The organism is Pseudomonas sp. GW821-FHT04C07 (assembly GCF_059420325.1).
Map to the genome: position 1 here is coordinate 140430 of NZ_JBWKTM010000015.1, position 15526 is coordinate 155955.

The 15526-nt window shown below is 57.8% G+C and carries 13 protein-coding genes; 7 read left to right on the forward strand and 6 right to left on the reverse strand.

From position 1 onward, the window contains the following. Position 1: 1 nt before the first annotated feature. Both alr and AC07UI_RS24455 read right to left on the reverse strand, forming a co-directional pair. Complete coding sequence (gene alr / locus AC07UI_RS24450; RefSeq protein ID WP_494994922.1) at positions 2 to 1240, reverse strand: alanine racemase; 1239 nt, start codon at positions 1238 to 1240, stop codon at positions 2 to 4. Between the two features lie 260 nt (positions 1241 to 1500). Continuing rightward, positions 1501 to 2298 (reverse strand): DJ-1/PfpI family protein, encoded by a 798-nt coding sequence (locus tag AC07UI_RS24455; protein ID WP_494994923.1) that lies wholly within the window; start codon positions 2296 to 2298, stop codon positions 1501 to 1503. 341 nt (positions 2299 to 2639) lie between these two features. Here AC07UI_RS24455 and AC07UI_RS24460 point away from each other — a divergent pair, with 341 nt between their 5' ends. The 4 genes from AC07UI_RS24460 to AC07UI_RS24475 are packed head-to-tail and all read left to right on the forward strand — an operon-like array spanning position 2640 to position 6142. Further along, the gene (locus AC07UI_RS24460) at positions 2640 to 3251 is read left to right on the forward strand and encodes a paraquat-inducible protein A (RefSeq protein ID WP_494994924.1); all 612 of its coding nucleotides are present in this window, start codon (positions 2640 to 2642) and stop codon (positions 3249 to 3251) included. After that, positions 3248 to 3862, forward strand: coding sequence for a paraquat-inducible protein A (locus AC07UI_RS24465; RefSeq protein ID WP_494994925.1), 615 nt, complete (start codon positions 3248 to 3250; stop codon positions 3860 to 3862). Before AC07UI_RS24460 ends, AC07UI_RS24465 begins: the two co-directional genes overlap by 4 nt. Next, positions 3855 to 5528 carry a PqiB family protein gene (locus AC07UI_RS24470; RefSeq protein ID WP_494994926.1) on the forward strand — a complete coding sequence of 558 codons (1674 nt, stop codon included), beginning with the start codon at positions 3855 to 3857 and terminating at the stop codon, positions 5526 to 5528. The genes AC07UI_RS24465 and AC07UI_RS24470 overlap by 8 nt, the downstream gene beginning before the upstream one ends. A gap of 5 nt (positions 5529 to 5533) precedes the next feature. Further along, positions 5534 to 6142, forward strand: a complete 609-nt coding sequence (locus AC07UI_RS24475; protein WP_494994927.1) for a PqiC family protein — start codon at positions 5534 to 5536, stop codon at positions 6140 to 6142. Between the two features lie 232 nt (positions 6143 to 6374). Here the strand turns inward: AC07UI_RS24475 and gudD are convergent, their stop codons facing one another. Further along, a complete protein-coding gene (gudD, locus tag AC07UI_RS24480) occupies positions 6375 to 7727 on the reverse strand; it encodes a glucarate dehydratase (protein WP_494994928.1) in 1353 nt (450 codons plus the stop codon). A gap of 83 nt (positions 7728 to 7810) precedes the next feature. Beyond that, on the reverse strand, positions 7811 to 9139 hold the full coding sequence (locus AC07UI_RS24485) for an MFS transporter (protein WP_494994958.1): 1329 nt from the start codon (positions 9137 to 9139) through the stop codon (positions 7811 to 7813). 570 nt (positions 9140 to 9709) lie between these two features. Here AC07UI_RS24485 and AC07UI_RS24490 point away from each other — a divergent pair. Both AC07UI_RS24490 and AC07UI_RS24495 read left to right on the forward strand, forming a co-directional pair. Then, positions 9710 to 10420 (forward strand): FadR/GntR family transcriptional regulator, encoded by a 711-nt coding sequence (locus AC07UI_RS24490; RefSeq protein ID WP_494994959.1) that lies wholly within the window; start codon positions 9710 to 9712, stop codon positions 10418 to 10420. Between the two features lie 211 nt (positions 10421 to 10631). Next, positions 10632 to 11882 (forward strand): 2-aminoadipate transaminase, encoded by a 1251-nt coding sequence (locus AC07UI_RS24495; protein WP_494994929.1) that lies wholly within the window; start codon positions 10632 to 10634, stop codon positions 11880 to 11882. A 137-nt stretch (positions 11883 to 12019) separates the two neighbouring features. On the opposite strand, the gene AC07UI_RS24500 is transcribed toward AC07UI_RS24495, so the two are convergent. Together AC07UI_RS24500 and AC07UI_RS24505 are read right to left on the reverse strand one after the other, a co-directional pair. Then, positions 12020 to 13108 carry a polyamine ABC transporter substrate-binding protein gene (locus AC07UI_RS24500; RefSeq protein WP_494994930.1) on the reverse strand — a complete coding sequence of 363 codons (1089 nt, stop codon included), beginning with the start codon at positions 13106 to 13108 and terminating at the stop codon, positions 12020 to 12022. Positions 13109 to 13156: 48 nt separating this feature from the next. Next, complete coding sequence (locus AC07UI_RS24505; protein ID WP_494994931.1) at positions 13157 to 14461, reverse strand: NAD(P)/FAD-dependent oxidoreductase; 1305 nt, start codon at positions 14459 to 14461, stop codon at positions 13157 to 13159. Positions 14462 to 14615: 154 nt separating this feature from the next. On the opposite strand from AC07UI_RS24505, the gene AC07UI_RS24510 reads away from it, so the two are divergent. Next, entirely contained in the window at positions 14616 to 15521 is a 906-nt protein-coding gene (locus AC07UI_RS24510) for a LysR substrate-binding domain-containing protein (RefSeq protein ID WP_494994932.1), read from the forward strand. Positions 15522 to 15526: the final 5 nt, after the last annotated feature.

Genomic DNA, 15526 nt, shown 5'->3' on the forward strand with positions numbered 1-15526 from the left:
GCTATCGGCTCTTGAGTATTTTCGGGTTTGAGTTGCCCCAGATCGTGTAGAGGTCCGCCAACAAGGCGCTGTTTATGGTTTCCAGTTCGGTCTGGGTAATTTCTTCATCACCCTGTTTGCCATACAGAACGACTTCATCTCCCGCCTTGACGCCCTGGATGCCACTGACGTCGACCATCAGCGTGTTCATGGTGACCTTGCCGATCACCGGGGCGCGCTGACCGTGAATCAGCACGGAGGCCTTGTTGGAAAATGCTCGTCGATACCCATCGGAGTAACCGGCCGGTATGTTGGCGATCAAGGAGTCTTTGCTCAGGGTAAAGGTTCGGTCGTAGCTGATGGTGCTGCCCGCCGGGTAGGCGTTTACCGCCGCAACCCGCGACTTGAACTGCATGACCCGCTGAAACTCGTTATGCCCGCCCACCGGGTAGCCATAAAGCGCGGCCCCTGGGCGAACCATGTCCAGCCAACCCTCAGGCACCTCAAGGGTGGTAAAGGTATTGGCGCAGTGCAGGGTGATCCGGCTACGGTCCAGTCCGGCGTGCTCGATCAGCCAGCCTGACTGCTCCTTGAAGCTGGCCAGGCCCCGCAGTACATCCTTTCGTTCTTCCACCGGGAAGTGGGTCATGATCCCGACGATATTCAGGTGATCCAGCCGAGTCAGATCCACTGCCTGTTGTTGCCCCTGGGCAGTGCTCATTTCCAGGCCGTTGCGGCTCATGCCCGCCGAATTCAGCGCCAGGTGAACAGGCAGTTTCACGCCTTTGCGCGTGGCCAGTTCGTTGAGCTGGCGTGCAACGTCCAGGTTGCCGACCAGTTCTTCGATGTTGTAGCGCAAAGCATTTTCCACTTCGCCAACGGTGGCGCTGCGCAAACGCATCAGACGGCCCTTGAAGCCTTTTGCCCGCGCAACGCGCGCCTCCTCGTTGCTTGCCACCCCGATACAGGTGACGCCCATCCTGATGGCGGAAGGGATCAGTAGAGCGATGCCATTACCATAGGCGTCGGCTTTCATCACGGCGCACATCTGGCTTTTGCCCGCCAGCCGTTGCTGGAGTTTGGTGATGTTTGCTTCGAAGGCGGCCTGATCGATCTCCAGCCAGGTATTGGCCTGGTTCGATCGACTATCGGCGCGTGGGTGTTCCGGGGCGGGATCGAGCAAAGGCGCAGCGTGGACCACCGGCATCATTGTCGTCAAAGCCAGAGCGAGCGTCAGCGTGCTGAGCATGAAACGAGGCATATCGAGTCTTCCATTCAAGATAAGGAGAGGCCCAGGCACCGGTGCAAATGGCATCAGCCAGATCCAGGGGGCACTGTGCGGACAGCCCCGAAATTCTTATGCAAAGACGTCGTTTGTTTGTGTGGTGTTCATGGCCGGGTACAGCGCAAAACGCTGTTGATTGGGGGTGAACGGCGACACATTGCTTATCGGTGGTGTAAAGGCCAGATACGCAAGGGGCGTGAGTGATACCGGCGACGCTCGCGCCGTATCCAGTGCGCTTATGGCGACACCGACGTTGGATCGTCTGTAGTTGGTTGCGAAACTGCAACTCGGGCTTGTTCCAGCATCGTCACCAACTCACCCGCAAACCGGTGGCAATCGCCCGGCCAGCGTGCCGTCAGTAGATTGCCATCGCGGACCACGAAGCCGCGGTGCGGCTGCGCTGCCGAATCGCGTAGCGGCAGCAGCGGCCCGGACATAAAGTCGTCGGGGCTGGCCAGTTCGGCTTTGACTTCCTCCTCGACCGTCTGCGGATACGTGCGGTAGTAGCGGCCGAGCAACGGGGCGGTAACCGCCCAGGCCAGCAGTTCCATGCTTTTCAACAGTGCAGTAGCCTTGCGTCTGTGCAATACCGATAGACCGGAGTCAGGGTCCAGAGTACGGGCCAGCACCACCACCCCGTGGCAGACGGCGGCGACCGGTTTGTTCGCTTTGAAGAAGTGCAGGGCGATGCGCCTGGCCTGTTCCGACTCCAGCAAGCTGCGCATGCCGACGGCATGGCCGCCGGGAATCACCAGCCCTTCGAATCGGGTGGGGTCGACATCGGCGTAGGCCATGGGTTTGCGGAACCCATCGTCAGTGATCATGGATTGGTAGTGCTGAAGATCGGCGTTACGTGTCATCAGAAACGGGTTCAGCGGACCGAAGCCAATGGCGACCAGCCGCGGGTCCGCATAGGCGGGCAAGCCATGGGGAGTGGAGAAACACACGTCAATGCCGGCTTGGCGCAGTGCCTGCCAGGGCACGCTGCTTTCGGTGGGATCGTAGTCGGCTTGAGGTAGCAGGAAGAGGATCATTCAGGCTCGCTCGCGTTAATAATGTGTGAGTGGTTGTGGTTGATCACGTTAGCGCAGCTTTAGTGGCCTGTACGGCTGGTTCTGTTAGTCAACTTCGGTGCCAGCAGCCCATATCCTGCGTTGCTGTTCCTCGCCATAGCGGGCTATGACTCGTCACAGCGCCTTGGCTCTGGGCCGCTGGCATCCGAATTTGAGCTAACGAACCAGCCGTACAGGCCACTAGGCGGCGGCAACAAAAGAGTTAACGGCTTTTCGATATCAATCGGGTCTATGATAATTTGGCTCCCCAAGGACAATGGCACATTAAACCTATAGATCCTCAATGCACCTCGGTCGAGCCCATGACATCTTCCCCAGCCTGGATCATCTGCGAGCACTGCGACTCGGTGTACAAGCCCGTAGCCTTGGCCAAAGGTGAGACCGCGCGTTGCGTCCGTTGCTCGGCCATTCTGGACCGTGGTGGCCAGCTCAGCATTCAACAACTCCTCGCGCTGTCCATCAGCGCGGCGCTGCTGTTCGTCTTCGCCAACGCCTTTCCGGTCATCTCCATCAGCCTGCAAGGCCTGAGCAACCAGGCGACGCTGTGGCAGTCGGTGGAAGCCCTGGCGCAGGGACAAATCAGCGTAATGGCGGCAGTGGCGGGGCTGACGATCATCCTTGCGCCAATGCTGCAAATCATCTTGTTGTGCTGGGTACTCGGTTTTGCCCTGCTCGGGCGCGCGGCTCCGGGCTTCAAGGTCTGTATGCGGTCCCTGGAACAGCTGCGCCCCTGGAGCATGCTCGAAGTGTGTTTGCTGGGGATTCTGGTGGCGATCATCAAGCTGGCCGGCATGCTCGATGTGCATCCAGGTCTCGGGCTGTGGGCGCTGGCGATGCTGACCGTGCTGATCATCCTGATCTCGGGTAAAGGCATCCGCAGGCTGTGGAAAGACCTGGAGGGGGTGATTCCATGAGCCTGCCGCCCTATGCCAGCGAAATGAATCTGGTCTTGTGTCATACCTGCGGCCAGGTTTGCCCATTGGCGGACGCGCGTTGCTTTCGCTGCGACGCCACTGTGCATAGACGCAAACCCAATAGCCTGGCCCGTACCTGGGCACTGTTGTTGGCCAGCATGATTTGCTACATCCCGGCCAATGTGATGCCGGTGATGTACACCAACATCTTTGGCAGTGGCAGTGAAAACACCATCTTCAGCGGGATCATGGAGTTCTGGCACGCAGGCGAGTGGGACCTGGCGCTGGTTATTTTCATCGCCAGCGTGGCGGTGCCGTGCATGAAGTTTCTGGTACTGGGCACGCTGCTGATTACCTGTCAGCGCCGCAGTCGATGGGCCATGCGTGAGCGGGCCAAACTGTATCGGCTGGTCGAAGTGGTGGGTTACTGGTCCATGCTCGACGTGCTGGTGGTGGCCCTGATCGCCGCCCTGGTGCAGTTTCGCTCGCTCAGCACCATCGATCCGCGGATGGGCATTCTATTTTTTGGTTTGGTGGTGGTACTGACGATGTTCGCTGCCATGAGTTTTGATCCCAGGCTTATCTGGGACGCAGAGGTTGAAGATGCCTGATCACCCAAGTTCCTCCGATACACCTGCTCCGGGTACCCCTGAGATCAAGCGTCGGCGTTTCAACGTATCCCTGGTGTGGCTGGTGCCGATTGTCGCGGCGCTGGTGGGATTGTCGATGGTGGTGCATAACGCCAGGCAGGCGGGGCCGCAGATCACTGTGAGTTTTCTGACTGCCGAAGGGCTGGAAGTCAACAAGACCCAGGTCAAATACAAGAACGTGGTAATCGGCAAGGTGACCTCGATTGTCCTGGCAGACGACCGCAGTCACGTCGAGACCACTATCGACCTGGATGCTTCAGCCAAGTCGTTTGCGACCGATGACTCGCGCTTCTGGGTGGTGCGCCCGCGCATCGGCGCCAACGGTGTCTCGGGAATCGATACGCTGTTGTCCGGCGCCTTTATCGGGGCCGATGCCGGCGAATCGGACAACACCAAAGAGAACTTTGTCGGCCTGGAAACCCCACCGCCCATTACCTACGGTCAGAAGGGCAAGCGTTATACCTTGCGCACCGACAACCTTGGCTCGCTGGATATCGGCTCCAACGTCTATTACCGCCGCATTCCGGTTGGCGAGGTGGTGTCCTATCAACTGTCCGAGGATGGTAAAGGCGTCGAAGTGCAGATCTTTGTCCATGCCCCGAACGACCAGTTCGTGACTAGCGATACGCGCTTCTGGAACGCCAGCGGCGTCGATGTCAGCCTGGGCGCCGATGGCCTGAAGGTGAACACCGAATCGGTGGCATCGATTCTGGCGGGGGGCATCGCGTTCGTTGAGCCCAAATACAGCCCCAATCCCCAGCAGGCCGAAGAGCATGCCAAATTTACCCTCTTCAATGATCAGGACACCGCCATGGCGCCAGCCGATGGCGAGCCACGCTACATCCGTATGCGCTTCGATCAACCCTTGCGCGGCCTGGTGGTCAACGCGCCGGTGGAGTTTCACGGGGTGAACCTGGGCCGGGTGGTCTCGGTTGACCTGGATTATGACGAGGACAAGAAAGACTTTCCGACCATTATTGGCGCCGTGATTTACCCAACCAGGTTGGGTAAGGCCCATGAAAAAATGTTGAAACTGCGGGGCGCGGAAGATGAAACCAAAAGTGCGCAATTGATGGCCGAGTTAGTCGCGCGCGGGCTCAGGGCGCAGGCTCGAACCGGTAACCTGCTCACCGGGCAACTCTTCATCGCTCTGGATTTCGAGCCTCATGCAAAACCGGTGACGTTCGACGTGACGGCACGGCCGATGGATATTCCGACGATACCGGGCAGCCTGGATAAACTTCAGGAGCAACTGCAAAACGTGGTCGACAAGATCAGCAAACTGCCGATCGACCAGATTGCTGCCAACCTCAACGGTAGCCTTGGCGAGCTGCAGAAAACCCTGACAAAGGTCAATGGTGAAGTGCTGCCGCAAATGCGCGATACCCTGGTGGAGACCAGAAAAACCATGGCCTCGGCCAATGACAGCATTTCCGAAGACTCTCCGCAGCGCCAGCAGTTGGGTCAGACGATGGAAGAAGTCCAGCGTACTGCTCGTTCGGTGCGGGTGCTGACCGATTTCCTGGGTCGGCATCCCGAGGCACTGATCCGCGGGCGCCTCAAAGACAACCAGCCCGATAGCTATAAATCGTCGACTTCATCCTCTCGGGACATTGACCAGCAATGAACACCATGATTCTTCGTTCCCTGGCCATTTTCGCCACAGTGGGCCTGGCCGCCTGCAGCTCGGCGCCGACCCACTACTACACGCTGGTGCAGACGGCGACGGATAGCACTGCACGCACGAATATCGCCGCGCCAGCCTTCCAGTTCGAGATGCAGCCAGTGCGCATACCGGTCCAGGTCGACCAGCCACAAGTGGTTGTTCGCCAGGGCAGCGCAGCCTTGGCGATCCTCGAAACCTCGCGCTGGAGCGCACCACTGGCCGACGAATTCCATGACGCCCTGGCCGACCAGATGGAGCTCAAGCTGGGTGTCCGGGAACAGGCAGGCTTACCCAAGACCCCGGGGCTCCCGACACTCTCGCTGCAAACCGACGTCCGGCGTTTCGACTCACTGCCGGGCCAGTACGCCTTGATCGATGTGGTCTGGAGCATCAGCCTGCGCGGCGATGGCGAAAAGCGTCGTAGCCTGACGTGCAGCAGCGTCATCCGCCAACCCGCCGGCCCGCAGGTGCAGGATCTGGTGTCGGCCCATCAGCAGGCCATCGGGCAACTGGCGAGCATCATTGCCGGCGCCGCGCGCACCTGGTCGAAACAGCAGGGGACAGGGTGCCCTTAGGTCAGTTGAATGGCCAGGGCATAGGTGTCTACACAACTTGAAATACGGTGAAGGGCTACGCCCGTAGCAGCTGCCGAGCCTGCGAGGCTGCGTCCGGCCGCGAAGCGGTCGTAAAATCAGGCAACACGTTCTTCCAGGTAAACCGCGTGCACAGGATTTGCGAGGACTGCGTCCTCGAACGCAGCCTCGCAGGCTCGGCAGCTGCTACAGGAGTTGGAGCAGTGGTACGGGTTCAGCGCACCAGGCACGGCTGTTTGTTGTTGAATTTCCAGCCAGGGATCAGAAACTGCATGGCAACGCTGTCGTCCCGCGCGCCGAGCCCCATGCCTTTGTACAGCTCGTGAGCCTTGGCGACTTGATCCATATCCAGCTCGACACCCAGCCCTGGTTTTTTTGGAACTTGCACGCAGCCATCGACTATTTGCAGCGGTGCTTTGGTCAGTCGTTGACCGTCCTGCCAGATCCAGTGAGTGTCGATGGCGGTGATTTCACCCGGCGCAGCAGCGGCCACGTGGGTGAACATCGCCAATGAGATGTCGAAGTGATTGTTGGAGTGCGAGCCCCAGGTCAGACCCCATTCGTTACACATCTGTGCCACCCGGACCGAACCCTGCATGGTCCAGAAGTGCGGGTCGGCCAGCGGGATGTCCACCGATTGCAGCTGGATCGCATGGCCCATTTCGCGCCAGTCGGTGGCGATCATGTTGGTCGCTGTTTTCAAGCCGGTCGCACGACGGAACTCAGCCATGACTTCTCGACCGGAAAAGCCGTTCTCTGCGCCACAGGGATCTTCAGCGTAAGCCAGCACATGATGTTGATCGCGGCATAGGCGGATGGCTTCTTTCAGCGACCAGGCGCCATTGGGGTCCAGCGTGATGCGCGCGTCGGGGAAGCGCTCGGCCAGGGCGGTAACGGCCTGGATTTCTTCATCACCGCTTAACACGCCGCCCTTGAGCTTGAAGTCCTTGAAGCCATAACGGGCATGAGCCGCTTCGGCCAGACGCACTACGGACTCGGCAGTCATGGCTTGTTCATGGCGCACGCGGAACCAGTCGTTATACGCATCCGGTTCGCTTCGGTAGGCCAGGTCGGTCTGATCGCGATCACCGACATAAAACAGATAACCGAGCATTTTCACTTCATCGCGCTGCTGGCCTTCACCAAGCAGGGCTGCGACCGGTACGTCCAGGTGTTGACCCAACAGATCGAGGAGGGCGGCTTCAAGGCCGGTGACGGCATGGATGGTGATGCGAAGGTCGAAGGTCTGCAAACCGCGGCCACCAGCGTCACGTTCGGCAAAGGCCTGGCGCACGTTGTTCAAGATTTTCTGGTAGGTGCCAATGCTGTTGCCGACCACCAGTGAGCGGGCATCTTCGAGGGTCTGGCGAATGCGCTCGCCACCAGGCACTTCGCCGACACCGGTGTGACCGGCATTGTCCTTGAGGATGACGATGTTGCGGGTGAAGAACGGACCGTGGGCGCCGCTGAGGTTGAGCAGCATGCCATCGTGACCCGCCACCGGGATGATCTGCATGCTGGTAATAACCGGGGCTTTGCCTGCGTCTTGAGCGTTCGAGGGGTTCATTTCGTTGTCCTGTACATTCGTATTCGTTTGATCCGGGGCCGCAGCCTGGCGTTGATCGGCCGTGGCGCTCGACCCCGTCCTTATCAGGAGTGGCTAGGTTGGTGTTGGTTTGCTGTCGCGACAACCGGTGCGCCTTTAGGCTTGTTACGCGCGGCGAAGACGATGATCGCGGCGATAATGGATGTCGCGGCCAGGCCGTACAAACCACCCTGGATCGAGCCGGTGCGTTCTTCCAGCAATCCAAAAGTCGTCGGTGCAACAAAGCCACCGAGATTGCCGACCGAGTTGATCAGCGCGATCACACCAGCGGCGATTCGTGCATCCAGATACGCCTGTGGAATCGGCCAGAACAGCGATGACGCCGACTTGAAACCCAAAGCCGCAAAGCAAATGGCAACGAAGGCGAAGATCGGTCCTCCGGTGGTGGACATGAACATCCCCACAGCGGCAATCAACAGTGCAACGGCGACCCAGGCTTGCTGGTGCTTCCACTTGGCCGATAGCGAGGCGAAGGCGTACATGCCGACGATGGACAGCAGCCACGGAATCGAATTGAACAGCCCGACCTGGACGTCGCTGAGATCGCCCATCTTCTTGATGATGCTCGGCAACCAGAATGTCGCGGCATAGATGGTCAGCTGGATGAAGAAGTAGATCAGACAGAACACAATGATCTGGCGATCCTTGAGCAGTTTGCCCAACGACGGTTTGATCGGCGTTGCTGCTTCGCGCGCCAGTTGTTCTGCATCAATGGCATTGACCAGTGCATCCTGCTCGGCGCGGGTCAGCCATTTGGCATCGTGGGGTCTGGAATCAAGCCAGAACCAGACGAAGACGCACAGCACCACCGAAAACAACCCTTCAATGAAGTACATCCACTGCCAGCCGTGCATGCCAAAACCATTGATTTGCAGCAGCAACCCGGACAAGGGGCCGGAAATCAGAGAGGCAAACGCCGAGCCGCTGAGAAAAATTGCGATCGCTTTACCGCGCTCCACACCGGGCAACCAGCGGGTGAAGTAATAGATCACGCCGGGGAAGAAGCCTGCTTCGGCAACACCCAGGAGGAATCGCAGAATGTAGAAGTGGGTTTCGTTCTGAATGAACGCCATGCAGGCGGCGACAATGCCCCAGGTCAGCATGATGCGGGTCAGCCAGATACGGGCGCCGACTTTTTGCAGGAGTATGTTGGAAGGGACTTCGAACAGCGCGTAAGCGATGAAGAACAAGCCGGCACCGAAGCCGTAGGCTGCGGCACCGATGCCAAGATCGTGCTCCATGTACGAACGCACGAAGCCGATATTCACTCGGTCAATGTAGTTAACGATAAACATGATGACAAACAGGGGCAGGACATGCCGCTTTACTTTCGCAACAGCCGAAAGCAACGCCGAATCTGCGCCGTCACTCACCTTGGAATTGGATGTGCTCACAATCTGATCTCCCACTCGTTATTTTTATGCGGGGTACGACTGAATTAAGTGTCAGGCGGGTGCCTAAGGGGCGGTATCGAAATCGGTGACAGGGGAGGACAGTAGGCCTGCAGAAAGGAGGGTATGAAGTGCTTGTGGATTCATGGTGAGTCAGCCTGCTTCGCGGTTTTTGTTAGGAGAGGTGCGATTCTTGTTGATAGACATCATACAACTGAGATTTTTCCATCACAAGCCAGGAAAGTTGATTTTGTCGTTCTAAAATTGCCGTTTTTTATGCATTTAAACTCGCTAAAAGTGCTGTGTAACCCCTAATATAGGCGGTTAATGAAGTTTTATAGAGTTTTGTCGAGGTTCTGATTTTACTGGGTTCGAAACGAAGATTTTCTGAGGAAGAGCCCAAAAAGTGTCGGGTTACAGGCCTTTTGTTGAGTGTTGTCATACAACATTGATCGGTTTTTGATGCACCGTTTCATGACAGATATGGAAGGCGCGCAACACAAAACCGGCAAGGTGTTACGATTCGATAGCCCGGATTTGCGGATGATCATTATGCAAAATACCCCTGATGCACCTGCTCGCAAGCGCTCCCACAATCTTGCCCATGAATTGGTTACGGTGCTTACCCAAAGCATTTTGCTGGGCCAAATCAAACCCGGGCAAAAGCTTCCCGCAGAAAATGCGATTGTTCGCGAGCAGGGTGTCAGTCGTACGGTAGTGCGTGAGGCGATCTCGAAATTGCAAGCCTCCGGTTTGGTGGAGACTCGCCACGGCATCGGCACTTTTGTGCTTGAGCGCTTACCCGAGCAGGGCTTGCGACTGAATGTCGATACCGCCATGAGTGTGCGCAACATTCTGGAGTTGCGCATGGGCCTCGAAACCCAGGCGGCAGCCCTGGCCGCAACGCGTCGCAGCCCGAAACAGTTGTCGCAGATGCGTAAAGCACTGGATGACTATCAGCGTTTATTGGCCAATAACGACAGCTGTGTCGAAGCGGACCAGCGCTTTCATTTACTCATTGCCCAGGCCACAGGTAATACCTGCTTTACCGAAATCATGCAGTATTTGGGGAGTTCCATGATCCCCAGAACTCGGGTGAACGCCACTGAGCGTGGCGGAGCCGACCTGGCCAGGCTCGGACACCTTGCCAATCTTGAGCACGAAGCCATTCTCAATGCCATCAAAAAGCAGGACCCGGACGCCGCCCGAGCGGCGATGTGGTTACATCTGACGAACAGTCGTGAGAGGTTTTCTGCAGATTGAGACATCGGCGTATTGCAACCGTGCGGGCGATGCGCTGGATAACCTGCGTCTGATGCCGCAGGCCGGGGAGGCGGTGTTGCGGTAAACGTAGTCTCAGGGTTTTGCACATCCCGAATCCGGGGAATAACCCGGAGAGTTTATTTCGCTTGTGGGGACCGCTCGATCACCGCTTACATAGAGGGCACTCTCATTGTCAGCAGGATGACCGGCCATGGCCTGTGCCTCTATCAGCAGCTCTATTTCCTTCGTTCATCCGATCAGCCTGAGTCACGGCAAAAATGCCGAAGTCTGGGACGTGAACGGCAAGCGTTACATCGATTTTGTCGGTGGTATCGGTGTGTTGAACCTGGGCCATTGCCACCCGCGCATTGTCGACGCCATTCGGGAGCAAGCCACCCGATTGACTCACTACGCTTTCAATGCGGCCCCCCATCAACCCTATGAACAGTTTATGGAGCGGCTGGCGGCATTTGTGCCGGTGAGCTATGCACTCGGCGGGATGTTGACCAACAGCGGTGCCGAAGCTGCGGAAAATGCCTTGAAAATTGTCCGCGCGCATACCGGCCGCACGGCGGTGATTGCCTTCGACGGCGCATTCCACGGGCGTACCCTGGCCACCCTCAATCTCAACGGCAAAGTCGCGCCCTACAAGCAGAAGGTCGGTGTCTTGCCCGGTCCCGTTTACCATTTGCCTTATCCGAGCAAAGACACAGGTGTCACCGCCCAGGACACACTAAAGGCCTTGGACCGGCTATTGAGCGTGGAAATCGATATCGATGAAGTGGCCTGTTTCATTGTCGAGCCGGTGCAGGGCGAGGGCGGCTTCCTGGCGCTGGATATCGAATTCGCCCAGGCATTGCGCAAGCTCTGCGACGAGAAGGGCATTGTTCTGGTCATCGATGAAATTCAGTCGGGCTTTGGTCGTACCGGACAACGCTTTGCATTCAGTCGCCTGGGGATCGAGCCGGACTTGCTGCTCTTGGGAAAAAGTATTGCCGGCGGCATGCCGCTGGGAGCGGTCGTCGGACGAAAAGCCCTCATGGATACGTTACCCAAAGGCGGCCTGGGGGGTACCTATTCGGGTAACCCGATCGCCTGTGCAGCGGGGCTGGCGACGCTGGATGAAATGAGCGATGCGAATCTGTCTGCATGGGGCGAGATGCAGGAAAGCATTATCGTCAGTCGTTATGAGCGTTGGCGGGAACAAAAGCTCTCGCCTTACCTGGGACGCCTGACGGGCGTGGGCGCCATGCGCGGTATCGAATTGATCACCGCCGAAGGCCATCCCGCGACCGCGCAGTTGGCCGCCTTGCTGGAAGCCGCAAGAAACAGCGGTTTGCTACTGATGCCGAGCGGCAAGTCGCGGCACATCATCCGCCTTCTGGCGCCGCTGACCATCGAACCGGTGGTGCTGAATGAGGGGCTGGATATCCTCGAAAGGTGTCTGGCAGGCATTCGCTGAACCCATCACATGACTGATCGATGGATATTCCTCTGACGGTCCTTTGCGAAAAAGAGCGTGGGTCACACGCTCTTTCTGGATTGCTCGGCAATGGCGCATCACGGGTATTTCAGGTGACAGCCCTGCGCGACATCAACTCAAAGTCCACTGGTTACTTTGGTCCATAACCGCGTGACTTGCCGCATGACCTTGGGTTGCATTGCCTTCAATGGGAACAAGGTGCTCATGACCTCGGGCGCCGGATAGATCGCCGGGTCGTTGCGCAGGCCGGGCTCCAGAAAAGGTGTTGATGCACTGTTGCCGTTCGGGTAGTGGATTGCATTGCTGATGTCCGCGATGACTTTGGGTTCCATCAGGTAATTCATGTAGGCGTAGCCGTTATCCTGGTTGGGCGCGTTTCTGGGCATTACCACCATGTCGACGGCCAGGGTCGAACCTTCCTTGGGAATCGTGTACCCCAGTTCGATACCGTTCCTGGCCTCGTGGGCGATGGAGGTGGCCTGCGCAATGTCGCCACTGAAACCGATGGCGACGCAAATGTTGCCGTTAGCCAGATCACTGACGTACTTGGACTGATGGAAATACTGAATGTACGGCTTGATTTTCACCAGTGCAGCCTCAGCTTTCAGGTAATCCGCGGGCTCTTCGCTGTCGTGTTTCAACCCCAGGTAGTTGAGGGTGATCGGCAACATCTGCGTCGAGTTGTCGATGAACGCGACCCCGCACTGGCTGAGTTTCTGGATGTTCTGCGGATCGAACAACAGGCTCCAGCTTTTAGTGACATCGGTATTGCCGAAGATCGCCTTGATTTTTTCGACGTTGTAGCCGATCCCGACCGTGACCCACATATAGGGAAAAGCGTATTGATTGCCGGGATCATTGACCTCCAGCGTTTTCATTAATTGCGGGTCGAGATTTTTCCAGTTCGGTAATTTGCTCTTGTCCAGCTTCTGAAGTGCGCCCGCCTTGATCAATTGCGCAAGAAAGTGGTTCGAGGGACTGACCACGTCGTAACCGCTGCTTCCGGTTATCAATTTGGCCTCCAGCATTTCATTGCTGTCGATCAAGTCGTAAGTCGTCTGGATGCCGGTCTGTTTGGTGAAGTTGCTCAAGGTATCGCTGGCAATGTAGCTGCTCCAGTTGGAGATACGGACGGTATCTGCCGCAGCGGCGATCCCGCTTGAGGCCGCGCAAAGTGCAAGTGCAAAATATTTTAGAGTACTCATTATTTTTATCTTCCAGGTAAGGAAACGACGTTGACATGGCCTTGCGGGTCAGGACTCCGATTGAGCGCGACAGGCTTCGTAGCGCAGACGCACCGAGGCACCAATATCGAAAAACGGTGTGGGCGGCAGCCAGCCCGGATCAGCCTGACTGAGTACGCTGCTGAGTAATGGCGACTGGCTTCCAGACGCCATCTCCGCCAGCAGGCGCCCCCATAGCGTGCCGCGCGCGACGCCGGAGCCGTTGCAGCCGGCCACGGTATAAATGCCTCGGTCGAGCCTGGCGAAGCGCGGTTCACCGGAACGGGTGGCGCTCAAATGCCCGGTCCAGGTGAACTGAAGATGTTGCTCGGTGATCCACGGAAATCGCCGTTGCAAGCCACGCAGGTGGGTTTGTCGGCGAATGCCAAGCGTTGGACCGGCAAGGTCGCGATAGCGGTATTCCACGGTGTTGCGAATGAGCAGCCGTCGATCTGTTGTCAATCGCAATGTTGCACCGGCCGGCCGGGTCGACAGCACACCCCACGGGGACGGGCTACCCATCTGGCGGTACTCCTCGTCAGTCAGCGGACGGCTCAGCGATGCGCTGAGCTCCAGCGGGAACACTGCCCGATCACGCAAACCGACGCGTTGCACAAAGGGACCGACGCAGATCAGCACCTGCCTGGCCTCAATACTGCCATCAGCCGATGACGCACGGACATTGCCATTGGCCAAACGCTCCAGCCCGGTGATGTCGGTGTTCTCATACAATGAAACGTTGTCCGCAAGGGCATCGCGCAAGCCCTTGGCGTATTTCGCAGGCTGCAGCAGTGCGTTACCACCGCGGCACCATATCCCTGCACGATAGAAATCCGTTCCCAGGCACCGGCCCAAGGCCTCATCCTGCAGAAACTGCGCATTGGCACCCGCTTCGCGCAGGGTCTGCACTTTTAGCGCCGCATCTTCCAGCTTGTCTGGATCGTGGACCGCGAAGAAATAACCATCGTCACGTAAGTCACACTCAATACCCAGACTGTTCACTCGGCGCCGAACTTCTTCACTGGCGGCGCGACTGATCTCGGTGCTCTGTTGGTAATAGGCATTGCCCTGGCGACCGAGCAGTTCGTCACCGGCAGGATTTTCATGGGCGACCACAAATCCGGAGTTTCTCGCTGAGGCCCCCTGTGCGGCACGCTGGCGGTCGACAATCACGATCCGCGATTGAGGATGCAACTCGGCCAGGGTGTGGGCTGCCGACAGCCCGCTGAAGCCACCGCCAATGATCAGCCAGTCCGCATGCTGCACCCCACGCAAGCCGGGTTGCGCGAGAGAGTCTCCCGCCTGCACGATCCAGCCACAAATATTTTCAGTCATCTATTCACCTCACACAGCATGGATCTGTTGAACGCCGCCGTCATGAACAATTAGCATGGGCACATGCCGTCAATCCGACCGCCAGAACCAGAATCTATGGGGATCCCGATGTGCAATCCAACGCTATTAATGCATTCAGCTATTCGGTTTTTGCATGGATAAGATCTTTCGGGCACCCTCGCTACAGGGCCTTCAAGCGTTTGCCGAAGTGGCTGACACCGGCAACTTCACCGAAGCGGCAGAGACGTTGTGCCTGACTCAAAGCGCGGTCAGCAGAAAGATTCAGCAACTGGAGAGTCACTACGGCGTGCCGCTTTTGATTCGCAGCAGTCGAAGCGTCACGCTGACAGTCGAGGGCAAGGAAGTGCTCGAAACCGCACGTAGGCTGATTGCCGAATTACGGACCCTTGAAGAGCGCATAGCGCCCAGGGATAGACCGTTCCGCATACGCATTCATGTGTCGCTTGCAGTGCGCTGGTTGCTTCCCCGGCTGACCGACTTTTATGCACGTCATCCAGACCTGGCCTTGTCGATCGAAACAGTGGCAACGGAACGGGTCGACCCCTCGGGGGATTGCGACGCCTGCATCCTCTACCTGCCTGGGGCACCAGCCGATCAGGCGCATCACATCCTGTTCGAAGAAATACTGGTACCGGTATGCGCACAGGCTTCGGTGAATGGAAAGTCACCACCGACCTCGTTGGACGAACTCGAAAAGTATCCACTGATCCACGGTTCAACCGGACAACAGGAATGGGCAACGTGGTTAAAAGCGCGGGGCAGGGAGTTGTCCGGCAACTGCAAACACATCACCTTCAATCTGGACGAACTGGCCCTTGATGCCGCTGCGCGCGGCCTGGGGATTGCCATGACTGACCGTACTCTGGCGCAAGAATTAATCAACCGTGGCGACTTGATAATTCCCTTCGGTCCGGCTCTGAAAACCTCTGGCGTCTATACCCTGTGGCTACAGTCCGGTGGTGCCCTGCATCCAGCCCGACAACCCATATTGGACTGGTTCGATCTGCAGTCGCCCCCTGGGCCAGGAGCTGTGCCTTGATGAAT

Coding starts and splice junctions, on each gene's coding strand:
- alr (WP_494994922.1), bottom strand. CDS start 1,240: ATGCCTCGTTTCATGCTCAGCACGCTGACGCTCGCTCTGGCTTTGACG.
- AC07UI_RS24455 (WP_494994923.1), bottom strand. CDS start 2,298: ATGATCCTCTTCCTGCTACCTCAAGCCGACTACGATCCCACCGAAAGC.
- AC07UI_RS24460 (WP_494994924.1), top strand. CDS start 2,640: ATGACATCTTCCCCAGCCTGGATCATCTGCGAGCACTGCGACTCGGTG.
- AC07UI_RS24465 (WP_494994925.1), top strand. CDS start 3,248: ATGAGCCTGCCGCCCTATGCCAGCGAAATGAATCTGGTCTTGTGTCAT.
- AC07UI_RS24470 (WP_494994926.1), top strand. CDS start 3,855: ATGCCTGATCACCCAAGTTCCTCCGATACACCTGCTCCGGGTACCCCT.
- AC07UI_RS24475 (WP_494994927.1), top strand. CDS start 5,534: ATGATTCTTCGTTCCCTGGCCATTTTCGCCACAGTGGGCCTGGCCGCC.
- gudD (WP_494994928.1), bottom strand. CDS start 7,727: ATGAACCCCTCGAACGCTCAAGACGCAGGCAAAGCCCCGGTTATTACC.
- AC07UI_RS24490 (WP_494994959.1), top strand. CDS start 9,710: ATGCAAAATACCCCTGATGCACCTGCTCGCAAGCGCTCCCACAATCTT.
- AC07UI_RS24495 (WP_494994929.1), top strand. CDS start 10,632: ATGGCCTGTGCCTCTATCAGCAGCTCTATTTCCTTCGTTCATCCGATC.
- AC07UI_RS24500 (WP_494994930.1), bottom strand. CDS start 13,108: ATGAGTACTCTAAAATATTTTGCACTTGCACTTTGCGCGGCCTCAAGC.
- AC07UI_RS24505 (WP_494994931.1), bottom strand. CDS start 14,461: ATGACTGAAAATATTTGTGGCTGGATCGTGCAGGCGGGAGACTCTCTC.
- AC07UI_RS24510 (WP_494994932.1), top strand. CDS start 14,616: ATGGATAAGATCTTTCGGGCACCCTCGCTACAGGGCCTTCAAGCGTTT.